We start from the raw sequence: 17,537 nt of genomic DNA, 5'->3' as shown, positions 1-17,537 counted from the left end.
TGGACGGCGGGCGGTCGGCGGGTCAGCCGACGGAGCCCTCCATCTGCAGCTCGATCAGCCGGTTCAGCTCCAGCGCGTACTCCATCGGCAGCTCGCGCGCGATCGGCTCGACGAAGCCGCGGACGATCATCGCCATGGCCTCGAACTCGGTCATGCCGCGGCTCATCAGGTAGAAGAGCTGGTCCTCGCTGACCTTGGAGACGGTCGCCTCGTGGCCCATGGACACGTCGTCCTCGCGGACGTCCACGTAGGGGTAGGTGTCCGAGCGGGAGATGGTGTCGACCAGCAGCGCGTCGCAGAGCACGTTGGACTTGGCGCCCTTGGAGCCCTCGCCGATCTCGATCAGACCCCGGTAGGAGGTCCGGCCGCCGCCGCGCGCCACCGACTTGGAGACGATGTTGGAGGAGGTGTTCGGCGCCATGTGGACCATCTTGGCGCCGGCGTCCTGGTGCTGGCCCTCGCCCGCGAAGGCGATCGACAGGGTCTCGCCCTTGGCGTGCTCGCCCATCAGGTAGACGGCCGGGTACTTCATGGTGACCTTGGAGCCGATGTTGCCGTCCACCCACTCCATGGTCGCGCCCTCGTACGCCACGGCGCGCTTGGTGACCAGGTTGTAGACGTTGTTCGACCAGTTCTGGATGGTCGTGTAGCGGCAGCGGCCGCCCTTCTTGACGATGATCTCCACGACCGCGGAGTGCAGCGAGTCCGAGGAGTAGATCGGCGCGGTGCAGCCCTCGACGTAGTGGACGTAGGCGTCCTCGTCGACGATGATCAGCGTCCGCTCGAACTGGCCCATGTTCTCGGTGTTGATCCGGAAGTAGGCCTGGAGCGGGATGTCGACGCGGACACCCTTCGGCACGTAGATGAAGGAGCCGCCGGACCACACGGCCGTGTTCAGCGCGGCGAACTTGTTGTCACCGGTCGGGATGACGGTGCCGAAGTACTCGTGGAACAGCTCCGGGTGCTCCTTGAGCGCGGTGTCGGTGTCCAGGAAGATGACACCCTGCTCCTCCAGGTCCTCGCGGATCTGGTGGTAGACGACCTCGGACTCGTACTGGGCGGCGACACCGGCGACCAGGCGCTGCTTCTCCGCCTCCGGGATGCCCAGCTTGTCGTAGGTGGCCTTGATGTCCGCGGGCAGGTCCTCCCAGGACTCCGCCTGCTTCTCGGTGGAGCGGACGAAGTACTTGATGTTGTCGAAGTCGATGCCGGAGAGGTCGGAGCCCCAGGTCGGCATGGGCTTCTTGCCGAAGAGCTTCAGGCCCTTGAGACGCAGGTTCAGCATCCACTCGGACTCGTTCTTCTTCGCCGAGATGTCGCGGACCACGTCCTCGCTGAGCCCGCGCTTGGCCCCGGCGCCGGCGACGTCCGGGTCGGCCCAGCCGTACTCGTAGTTGCCCAGGCCGTCGAGCTCGGGGTGCGAAACGGTGTCAGTCATGCGAGCTTCCTAACGCGCGGACGCTGAATCATCGGTGGACGTACCGGCAGTCGGCGCGGCATCGGTGTTCCGGCCCGCGGCGGTGCGCAGGGCGGGCGACGATGCGGCACCGGGTGCCGGCACATAGGTCGTGCAGACCCCGTCGCCGTGGGCGATGGTGGCCAGCCGTTGCACATGGGTGCCCAGCAACTGGGAGAAGACCTCGGTCTCCGCCTCGCAGAGCTGCGGGAACTGCTCGGCGATGTGCGCGACCGGGCAGTGGTGCTGGCAGAGCTGCGCGCCCGCCGGGGCCTGGGCCGCGGCAGACGGGACCCGCCGCACCGTGGCAGCGTACCCGTCGGCACTGAGCGCCTGGGCCAGTGCCTCGGTACGCTCGCCGGCTCCGGCGGAGCTGAGGGCCTCCCCGTACTTCTCCGCCTGCCGGCCGAACCGGGCCCGGGCGAAGGCGGCGACCGCCTCCTCCCCGGCCTTGCCGCCGCCGACCGCGTCGGAGATCCAGCGCAGGGCGTCGGCGGCGAGCTGGTCGTACGCCTGGTAGAAGGCGTCGCGACCGCCGTCGGTCAGGGCGAAGACCTTGGCCGGACGGCCCCGGCCGCGGCTGCCGTAGACCCGCTGCTCGCGGGACTCGACCAGGCCGGCGGCCGTCAGGCCGTCCAGGTGACGGCGGACGGCGGCGGTGGTGAGACCGAGCCGGTTGGCCAGGTCGGTGGCGGAGGAGGGGCCGTGGTCCAGGATCGACCGGGCGACCCGGTCCCGGGTGGCCCGGTGCCCGTCCAGCAGCACCTCGGTGGCCGTCGCGGGCACGGCGCAGCCGGGGGCCGACTCGGCCTCCTGCTGCGTGGAGTGCTCGCGCATGTTTTTCACAACACCAGTGTTGCGTAATTACTTCCGGCAGGACAAGCCGTGACCCACACCTCACCCGTGGCATCTGTCACGCAGGTTAGCCTTACCTGACCTGCGGAAATGATCACCAAACCCGGTGTCGGGGCCATCCGTTGGCTCCTTTTAGACTCACAGGCATGCAATCCGAACCCGCGGTCCAGATCACCGGGCTGGTCAAGCGCTACGGCGAGAAGACCGCGGTGGACGGTCTCGACCTGCGCATCGACCGGGGCACCGTCACCGCCGTGCTCGGCCCGAACGGCGCCGGCAAGACCACCACCGTCGAGACCTGCGAGGGCTACCGCCGCCCCGACGCCGGCACCGTCCGGGTGCTCGGCCTCGACCCGGTCGCGCAGAACGCCGAGCTGCGCCCCCGGATCGGCGTGATGCTCCAGTCCGGCGGCGTGTACGCGGGCGCCCGCGCCGTCGAGATGCTCCGGCACACCGCGAAGCTGCACGCCGACCCTCTGGACGTCGACGCGCTGGTCGAACGGCTCGGCCTGGGCTCCTGCGGCCGCACCACCTACCGCCGGCTCTCCGGCGGGCAGCAGCAGCGGCTCGCGCTGGCGATGGCCGTGGTCGGCCGCCCCGAACTGGTCTTCCTGGACGAGCCCACGGCCGGCCTCGACCCGCAGGCCCGCCGCGCCACCTGGGAGCTGGTCCGCGACCTGCGCCGGGACGGCGTCACCGTGGTCGTCACCACCCACCACATGGACGAGGCCGAGCAGCTCGCCGACCGGGTCGCGATCGTCGACCGGGGCCGGGTGATCGCCGGCGGCACCCCGGAGGAGCTGTGCCGCGGCGGCGCCGAGTCGAGCGTGCGCTTCGACGCCCCGCCCGGGCTCGACCTCACCACCCTGCTCAAGGAGCTGCCCGAGGGCGCCACCGCCGCCGAGCCCTCCCCCGGGAGCTACCGCATCGAAGCCTCGGTCGACCCGCAGCTGCTCGCCTCCGTCACCGCCTGGTGCGCGGCCTCCGGCATCCTCCCGGAGCGGCTCGCGGTGCAGCGCCGCAGCCTCGAAGACGTCTTCCTCGACCTGACCGGACGGGACCTGCGCTCGTGACCGACTACTCCCCCCGTCCCGGAGCGGCACCGGTCGGCCGGATGCTGCTCGCCCAGACGGCGTTCGAGACCCGGATGCTGCTGCGCAACGGCGAGCAGCTGCTGCTCACCGTGGTCATCCCGACGGTGCTGCTGGTGCTCTTCTCCGCGGTGGACATCGTCGCCGTCGAGGGACCCGGCAAGCGGGTCGACTTCCTCGCGCCGGGACTGCTCGCGCTCGCCGTGATGTCGACGGCCTTCACCGGACAGGCCATCGCCACCGGCTTCGAACGCCGCTACGGCGTGCTGAAGCGGCTGGGCGCCAGCCCGCTGCCGCGCTGGGCGCTGCTGACCGCCAAGACCGGCTGCGTCCTGGTCACCGAGGCGCTCCAGGTGGCGCTGCTGTCGGTGATCGCGCTGGCCGTCGGCTGGTCCCCGCACGGCAATCCGCTCACCGTGGCCGCCCTGCTGGTGCTCGGCACCGCCGCCTTCTCCGGGCTCGGCCTGCTGATGGCCGGCACGCTGAAGGCGGAGGCGACGCTGGCGGCCGCCAACCTGGTCTTCGTCCTGCTGCTGCTCGCGGGCGGGGTGGTCGTGCCGCTGTCGAAGTTCCCGGCGGCGGCGCAGTCCGTCCTGGAGCTGCTGCCGATCGCCGCACTGTCGGACGGCCTGCGCTCGGTGCTCCAGGGCGGCGCCGGGGTGCCGTGGGCCGACCTCGGCCTGCTGGGCGGCTGGGCCGTCCTCGGCCTCGCCGCCGCCGCGCGCTTCTTCCGCTGGGAGTAGGGGCCGTCTCCTCGGGCCCGCCCGGCCGGTAGGCCCGCCGGCCGCGCGACACAACGCCGACGGCCCCCCGGTTCGGGTGAACCGGGGGGCCGTCGGCGTCACTACCGCCTCGGTGCGGGCGGCGCCGTACCTCAGCCCTGGTCGTTGCCGCGACGGCGGCGGGCGAGCAGGACGAGCGCGCCGCCGAGGAGCACGACACCGCCGCCGACGGCCGCGATGACCGGGGTGGCGTCGCTGCTACCGGTCGCGGCGAGCGCCGGGCCGGCCGGGGTCGGCGAGGACGTCCGGGGCGGGACGGGCGCCGCGGTCGACGGGCTGGACGTGGGCGTGGCCGGCCGGCTCGGCGTCACGGTCGGGGTGACCGGGGGCGGGGTCGGCGTCACCGTGGCGGTGGGGCTCGGCGTCGGCGTCACCGTCGCGGTGGGCGTCGGGGTGGGCGTCACCGTCGCGGTGGGCGTCGGCGTCGGCGTGACGGTCGGAGTGGGCGTCGGGGTCGCGCAGACCTCGATCGTCTTCGTCTCCGTCTTGTTCCAGTCCTGGTTCTTCGGGTCCTCGGTGGTGGTCACCACGAGCGTGGCCTTGATCGGCGCGCTGTGGTCCTTCACCGGGAAGGTCTGCTTGAAGGTCTTGCCGAACTCTTTCTGGTCCAGCACCTTCTCGCCGTCGACGGTCAGGCTGACGGCGTTCTTGACGCCGGTCTTGTCGCTGTAGTTGGCGAGGTCGATCACGATCTTGTCGCAGGTGACCTGCCAGGTCGGGACGTGGGCCGAGGCACTGGTCGCCAGCGCCACCGGCAGCAGGACGGCCGCCACGGCCGTTCCCGCGATCGCCGCACTGCCGATGCCTATCTGCCGCCGCTGTCGCGCCATTTCGTAGTTCCCTCCGAACGGTCTTGTGCAGCAGGCGCATTGAAGTGGAACAGCGGTGGCCCGCCACGACTGTCCGGGGGACTCTACCGGCAGCCCCCTGTCGCTCCACACCCCGCTGCACGTCCGGATTTCGACTTTCCGGTGACATTCGGATGTGCTTCGGCGGCCCCGCAGGCCCGCCAGCTCGGGCGACGCCGCTGCCGCCGACCCGAATGGACACCGTCAGGGTGGCCGAAAGACTGCACCCCTGATGATCATTTTCGATCATCAGGGGTGCCTGAAGGAGCAGAACGGGTCACGCGCCTTCAGCAGGTGCGGAGCGGACCGCGACGGGTCAGACCCGGCCGGCCGCCTTGCGCCGACGCGCGACCAGGACCAGCGCGCCACCGGCGGCGAGGGCCAGCGCACCGGCGATCGTCAGCGGCACGACCGGACCGGAGCCGGTGTGGGCGAGGCCGCCCTCGGTGACGGCACCGGCCGACGGGCTCGCCGAGGCGCCCGGCACGACCGCCGGGGCGGACGCGCTCGCGGACGGGCTCGCCGACCCGCTCGGCCCGGCGGTGGCCGGAACGGACGGGCTGCCCGAGGCGCTCGGGGTCCCCGAGGGTGCCGGGGTGCCGGTCGTGCCGGGAGTGGTCGGCGGCGTGCTCGGGGTCCCGGTGGAGCCCGGCGTGCTCGGGGTGACGCTCGCGGACGGCGTACCGGTCGGCGGCACCACCGGCGGCGTGGTGGCCGGGGTGCTCGGCGTCACCGGCGGCGTGGTCGGGGGCGTGGTGGGCGGCGTGGTCGGCAGGCAGCCGGTGAAGGGGTAGTGGTGCGTCTCCGCACCGCCCTTGCCGGTCAGCGACTTGACGATGACCGAGCCGTTCACCGGGGCCGCCGAACCGAGGTCGAGCGCCGCGTTCGGCGCCAGCACGGTGCCGGACCAGGCCGCCAGGCTGCTCTTGACCACCTTGGTGGCGGTCGGGAAGTTCCAGAGCAGCTTGGAGCGGATCGCCCCGCCGTGCGCGCTCTGCAGCTTGTCGTCCAGGACGTAGGCCTTCTTGCCCTCGTCCCAGAGGAGGAAGCCGGTGGTCTTCGCGGCGGCCATGTCGTACGAGTCGCCGGTGACGGTGACCACGGTGACCGAGCCGGTCGGCACCTTGACGTAGATCTCGGTGGCACCCTGGAGAGCGGCGGCGGAGACGGTGAAGCTGTTGAAGGCGACGTCGCCGCTGGTGAGGTAGAGCGCCTTGCCCTTGGCCTCGACCGTGGCACCGGCGGTCTGCGGCTGACCCGCGAGCGTGGTGGAGACGGCGCGGGCCCGGGCGAACTCGGCGGCGAAGTCGATCGGCGACTTGCCCTGCGCGATCGTGCCCTGGTGGGCCTGGACCACGGCACCCTCGGCCTTCGAGCCGTAGACGCCGTTGCCCTTCATCACCTGGGTGTTGTGACCGGTGATCTTGCCGGCGACGACCAGGGCGTTGCCGCCCGGCAGCGCCTTCACCTGCTCGGGGGTCAGCTCCTGGCCGACCGAGAATCCGCCGGTGAAGTCGGCGTTGCCGCCGACCGCCACCGCACCCTCGGCGTCCGGCGTGTGGGTGTCGTCGCCCTCGACGAACTCCCCGTAGAGGTTGGCGACCCCGAGGCTCAGGCACTGGTTCGGGGCGGCTTGGGCGGCGGCCGGGGCGACGAGCCCGGCCAGAACGAGCGATCCGCCGAGCGCGAGCGCTGCGGCGGGAACGGATATGCGCATGTGCAGGATCTCCGCTTGTGTGCGGGGGTGTGGGAGGGGTCCTGAAAAAGGTATGGACCAAACCGCACTCTTTCGGCCATGTAGGCAATTGGTCAAGACCAATGACCGCATTGCCCGAATGATCCGCTTTGCCCCGCCATGCCCTCGGTGGTTTTGCCGCCAAGTCGACACCGGGCATCCCCGGACGCCCACGGACAGCCGCCGACGCCCACCGACGACCGACGCCCGAGCCCCCGCCCCAAGATCGGCTGTAAGGCCGCATACCATGGACGCCGTGCCTAACACCACCCCCTTCTCCCTGCTCGCCGAGCGCTGGCAGCCCTCCGCCGCCGTGGTCAAGCGCGCCGCGTTCGCCGCGCTGGTGATGAGCGTGGTGATCGTCGTCACCGGCGGTGCCGTCCGCCTCACCGCCTCCGGCCTCGGCTGCACCACCTGGCCGAGGTGCACCGACGAGAGCCTCACCCCGACCGCCGAGATGGGCTTCCACGGCGTCGTGGAGTTCACCAACCGGATGCTCACCTACGTGCTGAGCGCCGCCGTCGGCTGGGCGATCGTCGCCGCGCGCTGCGCCCGGCCCCGCCGGCGCGGGCTGACCAAGCTCGGCTGGGCCCAGTTCTGGCTGGTGATGAGCAACGCCGTGCTCGGCGGCATCACCGTGCTGACCGGCCTCAACCCGTACACGGTGGCGCTGCACCTGATCGCCGCGATGGCCCTGGTCTGGGTCGCGACCCAGATGTGGGAGCGCTCCAAGGAGGGCGACGGCCCGGCCCGCCCGCTGGTCGCCGAGCCGATCAAGCGGCTCTCCTACGCCCTGGTCGGCGTGATCGGCCTGCTGGTGGCCGCCGGCACCCTGGTCACCGGCGCCGGCCACCACCCCGGGACGCCCAAGGACAACAAGATGGTCCCGCGGATCCCGCTGGACTACGACCGCCTCGCCCAGGCCCACGCCGACCTGGCGTTCCTCTCGATCGGCCTCTCGATCGCGGTGGTCTTCGTGTTCGCCGCCGTCAAGGCCCCGCCGGCCGCCCGGGCCCGGGCCCGCGAGCTGCTGGTCGGCCTGCTGCTCCAGGGCGTGATCGGCTTCGTCCAGTACTTCACCGACGTCCCGGAGCTCCTGGTCGGCCTGCACATGCTGGGCGCCACTCTGATCTGGATCGCCGCCCTGCGCATCCCGCTCGCCCTCCGCACCCGCGAGGACACCCCGGCCCCGGCCGCACCCCCCGCCCGCACCCCCCAGCCCGCGACCGCCTGACCCCCGGCCCCCGCGAGCCACACGCCACGCAGCAGGGCCCCCGGTCTCCGTGGAGACCGGGGGCCCTGACCGTCCGCGACGGGGCGGGGTCAGCCGCCGATCTGGATGCCGGCCATCCGCTTCCACTCGTACACGCCGGTTCGCACCTTCAGGCCGAGTTCGCCCTCGAAGTTGTCGTGCAGGGTGACCCCGGCCAGTTCGGCGGCCCGGCGGCCGACCGCGTAGCTGGGCGCGACCTGGTCGCCCCAGGCACCGTCGGCGCCGACCACGACGATCCGGGTGGCGACCGCGCCGACGTACTCGACGACGCCGTCGGCGCTGCCGCCGTGCGCCGCCGCGAAGGCGGTCAGGTGCTTGGCGATGCGCTTGGCGCGGCGCTCGGCACGGGCGTCCGGCGCGGCGGGGGTGGCGGTCTCTGCGCTGCTCATGCCCGCATGCTACCGAGCGGTAGTAGAGCTGGCGACGGGAGCGCCGTGTGCACCGGGCCACATACTGGTGGGGTGACCTTCGACGGCTGGCCGGCCGAGGCGCTCGACTTCTACGAGCATCTCGAGGCCGACAACTCCAAGACCTTCTGGCAGTCCCACAAGGACCGGTACGAGCAGGCCGTACGGGAGCCCATGGAACGGCTGCTGGACGAGCTCGAACCCGAGTTCGGGCCCGCCAAGATCTTCCGGCCCAACCGCGACGTGCGGTTCAGCGCCGACAAGTCCCCGTACAAGACGCACATCGGCGCCCATCTGGCGGCCGGCGGCTACGTCCAGCTCTCCGCCGACGGCCTGGCCTGCGGCAACGGGCTGTACCGGCTCGCCCCCGACCAGTTGGACCGCTACCGCACCGCGGTCGCCGAGGACGTCTCCGGCGCCGAACTGGAGCGGGTGGCCGCTCGGGTCCGCCGGGCCGGCCCCGAGGTGGTCGGCCGGGACTCCCTGAAGTCCGCCCCGCGCGGCTACCCCAAGGACCACCTGCGGATCGAACTGCTCCGCCACAAGGGGCTGATCGCCTGGCAGGAGTGGGCCCCCGGGCCGTGGCTGGGCACCCGCGCCGCGTACGAGCGGATCACCGGCTTCCTGCGCGCCTCGCAGCCGCTCAAGGACTGGCTGGACGGCCACGTCGGCCCCTCCGAGCTGCCCGACCGCTAGCCGCCCGCACACCGCGGAGGCGAACACGGACGGAACGCGAAGGGCCCCGGTCGAGTCGACCGGGGCCCTTCCTCACATCCACGTCACCGCGTCACTTCACGAACGGGTCCACCGCGATCACCACGAACAGCAGCGTCAGATAGGTGATCGACCAGTGGAACAGCCGCATCTCCTTCAGCTTGGCGCCGACCAGACCGGCCTTCGCCCGCCCGTACAGCGCGTGCGCCTCCTTCAGCCAGAACGCGCCCAGCACCACCGCGGCGGTCGGGTACAGCCAGCTGGTGTCGGCCAGCGGCCACAGCGTCAGCGAGACCGCCACCATCACCCAGGAGTAGGCGACGATCTGCTTGGCCACCGCCAGGTTGCCCTTGATCACCGGCAGCATCGGCACCCCGGCCCGGGCGTAGTCCTCGCGGACCTTCATCGACAGCGGCCAGTAGTGCGGCGGCGTCCAGAAGAAGATCACCAGGAACAGCACCAGCGCCGACCAGGAGAGCGAATTGGTGATCGCCGCCCAGCCGACGAAGACCGGCATGCATCCCGCGATGCCGCCCCAGACGATGTTCTGCGCGGTGCGGCGCTTCAGCCCCAGCGTGTAGACGAACACATAGAAGAGGAGCGCGCCGAGCGCCAGCGCCGAGGAGAGCCAGTTGACCAGGACACCCAGCCAGACCGTCGACAGGACGCCGAGCGCGATGCCGAACACCAGCGCCTCGCGCGGCGACACCATGCCGGTGACGATCGGCCGGCGCTCGGTGCGGGTCATCACCGCGTCGATGTCGCGGTCGATGTACATGTTGAGGGCGTTGGCGCCACCCGCCGAGAGGTAACCGCCGACGACCACCTCCAGCACCAGCAGGAGGTTCGGCACCCCGCGCTCCGCCAGGAACATCACCGGCACCGTGGTGATCAGCAGCAGCTCGATGATCCGCGGTTTGGTCAGTGCGACGAAGGCGCCGACACGGGCCCCGAACGGCCGGTGCGCAGGCGTCGCCCCGGTGACCCCGGCGGGACGGGATTCGACGGCGGTCACTAACACCCCAACTGAAGATGAATCCTCACAGGCGGCCACCGGAACGTTGTTCCCGAATCGTCCGCTCTGCGCGTACCACGCCACCTTAGACGCTCCATATCTCCCCACCGGCCCCGGGGTGCCCCGGCGGGGCGGAACGCACACCCCCGGGTGAACCCCCGCCGCCCCGACCAGGAACGTTGCCCGCGACGCCGCTCCCGGACCCGCCCGGACCCCCGGACCCCCGTCCCGCGCGCCGGAGAGGCGAACCGGACGGATCCGGGCGAGGGTGGACAAAGGGACCGGGCCTCCGGTCGCACGGTCGTCCACGAAATGTCCGGGGAATGACTGCCAACATGCCAGGGTTCTCCCACCACGGAGGGTGAGCCCCAGGCCGGACGGTAGGCTCGCCCGAAGAAGCGGGATCTACCCTCCGTGACCGGCACCACCCAGCGTCCGGCCCCAGCGACGTGGCCGACCCGGTCCCTCACGGGGTCACTCTTCAACATGGAAGGAGCCCTGAGACAGGGTGAGCACGACGCCGAATGCATTCGAGTGGTCGGACCTCGACGACCGGACCGTCGACACGGCCCGGGTCCTGGCGATGGACGCGGTTCAGAAGGTCGGCAACGGACACCCGGGGACGGCCATGTCGCTGGCCCCCGCCGCCTACCTGATCTTCCAGCGCTTCCTGCGCCACGACCCGACCGACCCGGCCTGGGCCGGCCGTGACCGGTTCGTCCTCTCCCCCGGGCACACCAGCCTGACCCTCTACACCCAGCTCTACTTCTCCGGCTACGGCCTGGAGCTCGACGACCTCAAGGCCTTCCGGGTCGCCGGCAGCCGCACCCCCGGTCACCCCGAGCACGGCCACACCGCCGGCGTCGAGACCACCACCGGCCCGCTCGGCCAGGGCATCGGCAACGCCGTGGGCATGGCGATGGCCGCCCGCTACGAGCGCGGCCTGTTCGACCCGGACGCCGCGGCCGGCGAGTCACCGTTCGACCACACCGTCTGGGCCATCGTCTCCGACGGCGACCTGGAGGAGGGCATCTCCGCCGAGGCCTCCTCGCTCGCCGGCCACCAGAAGCTCGGCAACCTGGTCGCGCTCTACGACGACAACCACATCTCGATCGAGGGCGACACCGAGACCGCCTTCTCCGAGGACGTCCTCAAGCGCTACGAGGCGTACGGCTGGCACGTCCAGCGCGTGACGCCGAAGTCCAACGGCGACATCGACGTCGCGGCGCTGGCCGAGGCCCTGGCCGCGGCCAAGGCCGAGACCTCCCGCCCCTCGATGATCGCTATGCGCACGATCATCGCCTGGCCGGCCCCGGACGCCCAGAACACCGCCAAGGCCCACGGCTCCGCGCTCGGCGCCGCCGAGATCGCCGCCACCAAGAAGGTCCTGGGCTTCGACCCGGAGAAGTCCTTCGAGGTCAGCGACCAGGTCATCGAGCACGCCCGACTGGTCGTCAAGCGCGGCAAGGCCGTCCGCGGCGAGTGGGAGAAGTCCCTCGACGCCTGGCGCGCCGCCAACCCGCACCGTGCCGCCGAGTTCGACCGCATCACGGCCGGCGAGCTGCCCGAGGGCTGGAAGAAGGCCGTCCCGGTCTTCGAGGCCGGCAAGGCCGTCGCCACCCGCAAGGCCAGCGGCGAGACCCTGAAGGCCCTCGGCGCGGTGATCCCGGAGCTGTGGGGCGGCTCGGCCGACCTCGCCGAGTCCAACCTCACCACCATCGAGGAGGACAGCTCCTTCCTCCCCGAGGGCAACCCGCTGAAGTCGGCCGGCCCCTACGGCCGGACCATCCACTTCGGCATCCGCGAGCACGCCATGGGCTCCACCATGAACGGCATCGCGCTGCACGGGAAGACCCGCGTCTTCGGCGGCACCTTCCTGGTCTTCGCCGACTACATGCGCCCCGCCGTCCGCCTGGCCGCCCTGATGAAGCTGCCGGTCACCTACGTGTGGACGCACGACTCCATCGGCCTCGGCGAGGACGGCCCGACCCACCAGCCGGTCGAGCACCTCGCCTCGCTGCGCGCCATCCCGGGCCTGGCCATGGTCCGCCCGGCCGACGCCAACGAGACCGCCGTCGCCTGGCGCACCGTCCTGGAGCGCCAGACCACCCACCCCGGCCCGGTCGGCCTGGCCCTCACCCGCCAGAACGTCCCGACCTTCGACCGCACGGTGTTCAGCTCCGCCGAGGGCACCGCGAAGGGCGGCTACATCCTGGCCGAGGCCTCCAGCGGCACCCCGCAGGTGATCCTGCTCGGCACCGGCTCCGAGGTCCAGCTGGCCGTCAAGGCCCGCGAGGTCCTGGAGGCCGAGGGCATCGCCACCCGCGTCGTCTCGGTCCCGTCCTTCGAGTGGTTCCAGGAGCAGGACCAGGCCTACCGCGACAGCGTGCTGCCGCCGTCGGTCAAGGCCCGCGTCTCGGTCGAGGCCGGCATCGCCCAGGGCTGGCGCGAGCTGGTCGGCGATCACGGCCGGATCGTCTCGCTGGAGCACTTCGGCGCCTCCGCCGACTACCAGGTGCTGTTCGAGGAGTTCGGCATCACCGCCGAGCGCGTCGTCGCCGAGGCCCACAACGCCCTGCGTTCGCTCGAGGCCGTCAACCGCTAGCGGCACCGGGCCGGGGCGCCGACCGCACATCGGCTCCCCGGCCCGCACCCCACACCCCACAGCAGCAAAAGACGTAAGGACTGAAGCACCATGACCGACGCACTGAAGCGCCTCAGCGACGAAGGCGTGGCGATCTGGCTGGACGACCTCAGCCGCAAGCGGCTGAACAGCGGCAACCTCGCCGAGCTGGTGCAGCACAAGCACGTGGTGGGCGTGACCACCAACCCGACCATCTTCCAGAAGGCCATCGGCGGCGGCGACAGCTCCTACGACGGCCAGCTGAAGGACCTCGCCGTCCGCAAGGTCACCACGGACGAGGCCGTCCGCATGATCACCACCTCGGACGTCCGGGACGCCGCCGACGTGCTGCGCCCGGTCTACGACGCCTCCAACGGCCGCGACGGCCGGGTCTCGATCGAGGTCGACCCGCGGCTGGCCCACGAGACCGCCGCCACGGTGGCCGAGGCCAAGCAGCTGTGGTGGCTGGTCGACCGCCCGAACGTCTTCATCAAGATCCCCGCCACCAAGGCCGGTCTGCCCGCGATCGCCGAGGTCATCGGCAAGGGCATCAGCGTCAACGTCACGCTGATCTTCTCGCTGGAGCGCTACAAGGCCGTCATCGACGCCTACCTGACCGGCCTGGAGGCCGCCAAGGCCAAGGGCCTCGACCTCTCCCAGATCGAGTCGGTCGCCTCCTTCTTCGTGTCCCGCGTGGACACCGAGATCGACAAGCGCCTGGAGAAGATCGGCGGCGACGCCAAGGACCTCCGCTCCAAGGCCGCGCTGGCCAACGCCCGCCTCGCCTACCAGGCGTACGAGGAGGTCTTCGGCAGCGTCGACGGCAAGAGCGCCGGCAACGCCCGCTGGGTCGCCCTGGAGGCCGCCGGCGCCAAGCCGCAGCGTCCGCTCTGGGCCTCCACCGGCGTCAAGGACCCGGCGCTGCCGGACACCCTCTACGTCACCGAGCTGGTCGCCCCCGGCACCGTCAACACGATGCCCGAGGCCACCCTGGACGCCACCGACGACCACGGCGTGGTCACCGGCGGCACCATCGTCCCCAACTACGCCGATGCCAAGGCCGTGATGGACGCCATCGCCGCCGCGGGCGTCGACTACGACGACGTCGTCCAGGTGCTGGAGGACGAGGGCGTCGAGAAGTTCGAGCAGTCCTGGAACGAGCTGCTCGACACCGTCACCGCCTCGCTCGCCTCCTTCGCCGACGAGAAGTGACCCCCTGCGAACGGCGCACGAAAGCGGAGCCCATCAAGTGAGCACTGACTTCCCCGAGTTGACCCCGGTGCAGGACGCGGACGACCTCCCGCCGGCACCCGTCAACCCGCTTCGCGACCCCTCGGACCGGCGGCTCCCGCGCATCGCGGGGCCGTCCGGCCTGGTCATCTTCGGGGTCACCGGCGACCTCTCCCGCAAGAAGCTCATGCCGGCCATCTACGACCTGGCCAACCGCGGCCTGCTGCCGCCGGGCTTCTCGCTCGTCGGCTTCGCCCGCCGCGAGTGGGAGGACGAGGACTTCGCCAAGGAGGTCCACGACGCGGTCAAGGAGCACGCCCGCACCCCCTTCCGCGAGGAGGTCTGGCAGCAGCTCGCCAAGGGCATGCGCTTCGTCCAGGGCGACTTCGGCGACGACGACGCCTTCGACAAGCTCCGCGAGACCATCGAGGAGCTCGACCAGGCCCAGGGCACCGGCGGCAACTTCGCCTTCTACCTGTCCGTGCCGCCGAAGTTCTTCCCGACCGTCGTCCAGCAGCTCAAGAAGCACGGGCTGGCCGATCCGCCGAGCGGGTCCTGGCGCCGCGCCGTCATCGAGAAGCCCTTCGGCCACAACCTGGAGTCCGCCCAGGAGCTGAACCGGATCGTCCACGAGGTCTTCCCCCGGGACGAGGTCTTCCGGATCGACCACTACCTGGGCAAGGAGACCGTCCAGAACATCCTGGCGCTCCGGTTCGCCAACCAGATGTTCGAGCCGATCTGGAACCGGTCGTACGTCGACCACGTGCAGATCACGATGGCCGAGGACATCGGCATCGGCGGCCGGGCCGGCTACTACGACGGCATCGGCTCCGCCCGTGACGTCATCCAGAACCACCTGCTCCAGCTGATGGCGCTCACCGCCATCGAGGAGCCGGCGTCCTTCCACCCGAAGGCGCTGGTCGCCGAGAAGCTCAAGGTGCTCAGCGCCGTCAAGCTCCCGACCGACCTGGGCGAGCACACCGTGCGCGCCCAGTACACGGCCGGCTGGCAGGGCGGCGAGGAGGTCGGCGGCTACCTCGACGAGGACGGCATCAACCCGGACTCCAAGACCGACACCTACGCGGCCATCAAGCTGGAGATCAACAACCGCCGCTGGGCCGGGGTGCCGTTCTACCTGCGCACCGGCAAGCGGCTGGGCCGCCGGGTCACCGAGATCGCGGTGGTCTTCCAGCGCGCCCCGTACCTGCCGTTCGACTCCTACGCGACCGAGGAGCTGGGGCAGAACGCCCTGGTCATCCGGGTGCAGCCGGACGAGGGCGTCACCGTGCGGTTCGGCTCCAAGGTGCCGGGCACCTCCTTCGAGGTCCGGGACGTCACGATGGACTTCGCCTACGGCGAGTCCTTCACCGAGTCCTCCCCGGAGGCGTACGAGCGGCTCATCCTCGATGTGCTGCTCGGCGACGCCAACCTCTTCCCCCGTCACCAGGAGGTCGAGCTCTCCTGGCAGATCCTCGACCCGATCGAGAAGTACTGGGACGCCCACGGCAAGCCCGCCGAGTACGCGGCCGGTACCTGGGGCCCGGCCGAGGCGGACGAGATGCTCGCACGAGACGGCAGGAGCTGGCGCCGGCCATGAAGACCGACCTCACGGACACCACGTCCAGCAAGATCAACGCAGCGCTCATGGAGGCGCGCCGGGCCAGCGGCTCGACGGCCGCCGGCATGGTGCTCACCCTGGTGATCGTGACCGACGAGGGCAGCGCGTACGACGCCCTCAAGGCCGCCAACGACGCCTCCCGCGAGCACCCCTCGCGCACCCTGGCGGTCATCAAGCGCGCCGGGCGTTCGCCCCGGGCCCGCGCCGAGACCCGTCTGGACGCCGAGATCCTGGTCGGCTCCGACGCCGGCTCCGGCGAAACGGTCGTCCTGCGCATGCACGGCGAACTCGCCGCGCACGCCCAGTCGGTCGTCCTGCCGCTGCTGCTGCCGGACGCCCCGGTCGTGGTCTGGTGGCCGGAGAACGCGCCGCTGCACCCGGCGCAGGACCCGCTCGGCGCGCTCGCCCAGCGCCGGATCACGGACGCGGTCACCGCCGAGTCCCCGGTCGGCCAGCTCGCCCAGCGGGCCCAGAGCTACACCCCGGGCGACACCGACCTGGCCTGGACCCGGATCACCGGCTGGCGCTCGATGCTGGCCGCCGCGCTGGACCAGCGGCCGTCCGCGATCACCTCCGCGGTGGTCGAGGGCGAGTCGTACAACCCCAGCGTGGAACTGCTCGGCCTGTGGCTGCACAACCGGCTGCACGTGCCGGTCGAGCGGGTCGTCACCAACGGCCCGGGCATCACCGCGGTGCACCTGCGCACCACGGACGGGGACATCACCCTGGACCGCCCGGACGGCCTGCTGGGCACGCTCTCGATGCCCCGCTCGCCGGACCGCCAGGTGGCGCTCAAGCGGCGCGAGACCTCGGAGCTGATCGCCGAGGAGCTCCGCCGGCTCGACCCGGACGACATCTACGCGACGGCCGTCCGCACCCCGGTGGAGCGGCTCAAGGAGCCGGCCACCACCGAGCCGGCCGCTGCGGCCTCGACCGCCGGCGTGGCCGTCGAGGAGGCCGTGGCCGAGGAGACGGCCGCCGCCACCGCCCCGGCCGGGGCGACCGACGGCGGGGCCCGCAAGGGCTCCGCCAAGCGCGCCGCCAAGAAGGCGGGCGCATGACCTCGGCCACCCCGCAGCTGGTCGTCCACCGGGACAAGGAGCTGATGGCCCAGGCGGCCGCGGCCCGGCTGATCACCCGGATCGTGGACGCCCAGGCCGCCCGCGGCGCCGCCTCGGTGGTGCTCACCGGCGGACGCAACGGCAACGCCCTGCTGGCCGCGATCGCCGCCTCCCCGGCGCGCGACGCGATCGACTGGGCGCGGCTGGACCTCTGGTGGGGCGACGAGCGGTTCCTGCCCTCCGGCGACCCGGAGCGCAACGCCGTCCAGGCCCGCGCCGAGCTGCTGGACGCCGTACCGCTCGACCCGGCGCGGGTGCACGAGATGCCCGCCTCGGACGGCGTCGACGGCTCGGACGTGGACGCCGCGGCCGCCCGCTACGCCGAGGAGCTCGCGAAGGCGGCCGGCCCGGCCGACCGCCTCCGGGTGCCCGCCTTCGACGTGCTGCTGCTCGGCGTCGGCCCGGACACCCATGTCGCCTCGCTGTTCCCGGAGCACCCCGGGGTGCGGGAGACCGAGCTGACGGTGATCGGCGTGCGCGGCGCGCCGAAGCCCCCGCCGACCCGGATCTCGCTCACCCTGCCGGCGATCCGGGCCGCCCGCGAGGTCTGGCTGCTGGCGGCCGGCGAGGACAAGGCGGACGCGGTCGCGCTGGCCCTGTCCGGCCCGGGCGAGCTCCAAGCGCCCGCCTCCGGCGCGCACGGCACCGGCCGCACCCTGTGGCTGCTGGACCGGGCCGCGGCGGACCGGCTGCCGCCCCAGCTGTACCCCCCGGCCTCCGCCTGAGGCCAGGGAGCACTCGGAACGCTCGGGAACACTCGGGAACACCG

Annotated in this window: 15 protein-coding genes; 9 read left to right on the top strand and 6 right to left on the bottom strand. The window is 71.9% G+C overall.

What is annotated here, in order from left to right:
* Nucleotides 1–22: 22 nt before the first annotated feature.
* Both sufB and OG715_RS29995 read right to left on the bottom strand, forming a co-directional pair.
* On the bottom strand, nucleotides 23–1,438 hold the full coding sequence (sufB, locus tag OG715_RS30000; RefSeq protein ID WP_266274161.1) for a Fe-S cluster assembly protein SufB: 1,416 nt from the start codon (nucleotides 1,436–1,438) through the stop codon (nucleotides 23–25).
* 9 nt (nucleotides 1,439–1,447) lie between these two features.
* Entirely contained in the window at nucleotides 1,448–2,293 is an 846-nt protein-coding gene (locus tag OG715_RS29995) for a helix-turn-helix transcriptional regulator (protein WP_266274162.1), read from the bottom strand.
* A gap of 164 nt (nucleotides 2,294–2,457) precedes the next feature.
* Here OG715_RS29995 and OG715_RS29990 point away from each other — a divergent pair, with 164 nt between their 5' ends.
* Both OG715_RS29990 and OG715_RS29985 read left to right on the top strand, forming a co-directional pair.
* On the top strand, nucleotides 2,458–3,384 hold the full coding sequence (locus OG715_RS29990) for an ABC transporter ATP-binding protein (protein WP_266274163.1): 927 nt from the start codon (nucleotides 2,458–2,460) through the stop codon (nucleotides 3,382–3,384).
* Between the two features lie 41 nt (nucleotides 3,385–3,425).
* Nucleotides 3,426–4,145 carry an ABC transporter permease gene (locus OG715_RS29985; protein ID WP_266274677.1) on the top strand — a complete coding sequence of 240 codons (720 nt, stop codon included), beginning with the start codon at nucleotides 3,426–3,428 and terminating at the stop codon, nucleotides 4,143–4,145.
* Between the two features lie 131 nt (nucleotides 4,146–4,276).
* Here the strand turns inward: OG715_RS29985 and OG715_RS29980 are convergent, their stop codons facing one another.
* Both OG715_RS29980 and OG715_RS29975 read right to left on the bottom strand, forming a co-directional pair.
* Nucleotides 4,277–5,014 (bottom strand): LAETG motif-containing sortase-dependent surface protein, encoded by a 738-nt coding sequence (locus tag OG715_RS29980; RefSeq protein WP_266274164.1) that lies wholly within the window; start codon nucleotides 5,012–5,014, stop codon nucleotides 4,277–4,279.
* Nucleotides 5,015–5,348: 334 nt separating this feature from the next.
* Nucleotides 5,349–6,749 carry a choice-of-anchor A family protein gene (locus OG715_RS29975; protein ID WP_266274165.1) on the bottom strand — a complete coding sequence of 467 codons (1,401 nt, stop codon included), beginning with the start codon at nucleotides 6,747–6,749 and terminating at the stop codon, nucleotides 5,349–5,351.
* Between the two features lie 265 nt (nucleotides 6,750–7,014).
* Between OG715_RS29975 and OG715_RS29970 the strand changes: the two genes are divergently transcribed.
* The gene (locus OG715_RS29970; RefSeq protein WP_266274166.1) at nucleotides 7,015–8,001 is read left to right on the top strand and encodes a COX15/CtaA family protein; all 987 of its coding nucleotides are present in this window, start codon (nucleotides 7,015–7,017) and stop codon (nucleotides 7,999–8,001) included.
* Between the two features lie 89 nt (nucleotides 8,002–8,090).
* On the opposite strand, the gene OG715_RS29965 is transcribed toward OG715_RS29970, so the two are convergent.
* On the bottom strand, nucleotides 8,091–8,429 hold the full coding sequence (locus OG715_RS29965) for a hypothetical protein (protein WP_266274167.1): 339 nt from the start codon (nucleotides 8,427–8,429) through the stop codon (nucleotides 8,091–8,093).
* Between the two features lie 72 nt (nucleotides 8,430–8,501).
* Between OG715_RS29965 and OG715_RS29960 the strand changes: the two genes are divergently transcribed.
* Nucleotides 8,502–9,143, top strand: a complete 642-nt coding sequence (locus tag OG715_RS29960) for a DUF2461 domain-containing protein (RefSeq protein ID WP_266274169.1) — start codon at nucleotides 8,502–8,504, stop codon at nucleotides 9,141–9,143.
* Between the two features lie 91 nt (nucleotides 9,144–9,234).
* Here the strand turns inward: OG715_RS29960 and OG715_RS29955 are convergent, their stop codons facing one another.
* Nucleotides 9,235–10,176 carry a heme o synthase gene (locus OG715_RS29955; protein WP_266274170.1) on the bottom strand — a complete coding sequence of 314 codons (942 nt, stop codon included), beginning with the start codon at nucleotides 10,174–10,176 and terminating at the stop codon, nucleotides 9,235–9,237.
* A 508-nt stretch (nucleotides 10,177–10,684) separates the two neighbouring features.
* Between OG715_RS29955 and tkt the strand changes: the two genes are divergently transcribed.
* From tkt to pgl, 5 genes are all read left to right on the top strand, one after another.
* Nucleotides 10,685–12,781: a transketolase gene (tkt, locus tag OG715_RS29950; protein WP_266274171.1), complete on the top strand. Its 2,097-nt coding sequence runs from the start codon at nucleotides 10,685–10,687 to the stop codon at nucleotides 12,779–12,781.
* Between the two features lie 90 nt (nucleotides 12,782–12,871).
* Nucleotides 12,872–14,011, top strand: a complete 1,140-nt coding sequence (tal, locus tag OG715_RS29945; RefSeq protein ID WP_266274172.1) for a transaldolase — start codon at nucleotides 12,872–12,874, stop codon at nucleotides 14,009–14,011.
* Between the two features lie 67 nt (nucleotides 14,012–14,078).
* Nucleotides 14,079–15,626, top strand: coding sequence for a glucose-6-phosphate dehydrogenase (gene zwf, locus OG715_RS29940; protein WP_030394962.1), 1,548 nt, complete (start codon nucleotides 14,079–14,081; stop codon nucleotides 15,624–15,626).
* Nucleotides 15,623–16,708 (top strand): glucose-6-phosphate dehydrogenase assembly protein OpcA, encoded by a 1,086-nt coding sequence (opcA, locus tag OG715_RS29935; protein ID WP_266274173.1) that lies wholly within the window; start codon nucleotides 15,623–15,625, stop codon nucleotides 16,706–16,708. Before zwf ends, opcA begins: the two co-directional genes overlap by 4 nt.
* Complete coding sequence (gene pgl / locus OG715_RS29930; RefSeq protein ID WP_266274174.1) at nucleotides 16,705–17,493, top strand: 6-phosphogluconolactonase; 789 nt, start codon at nucleotides 16,705–16,707, stop codon at nucleotides 17,491–17,493. Before opcA ends, pgl begins: the two co-directional genes overlap by 4 nt.
* Nucleotides 17,494–17,537: the final 44 nt, after the last annotated feature.

The sequence above is a fragment of the Kitasatospora purpeofusca genome, from assembly GCF_036010405.1.
GTDB lineage: Bacteria > Actinomycetota > Actinomycetes > Streptomycetales > Streptomycetaceae > Kitasatospora > Kitasatospora purpeofusca.
The sequence above is the reverse complement of the archived record's forward strand: the minus strand, read 5'-3'. Positions and strand labels throughout refer to the sequence as shown.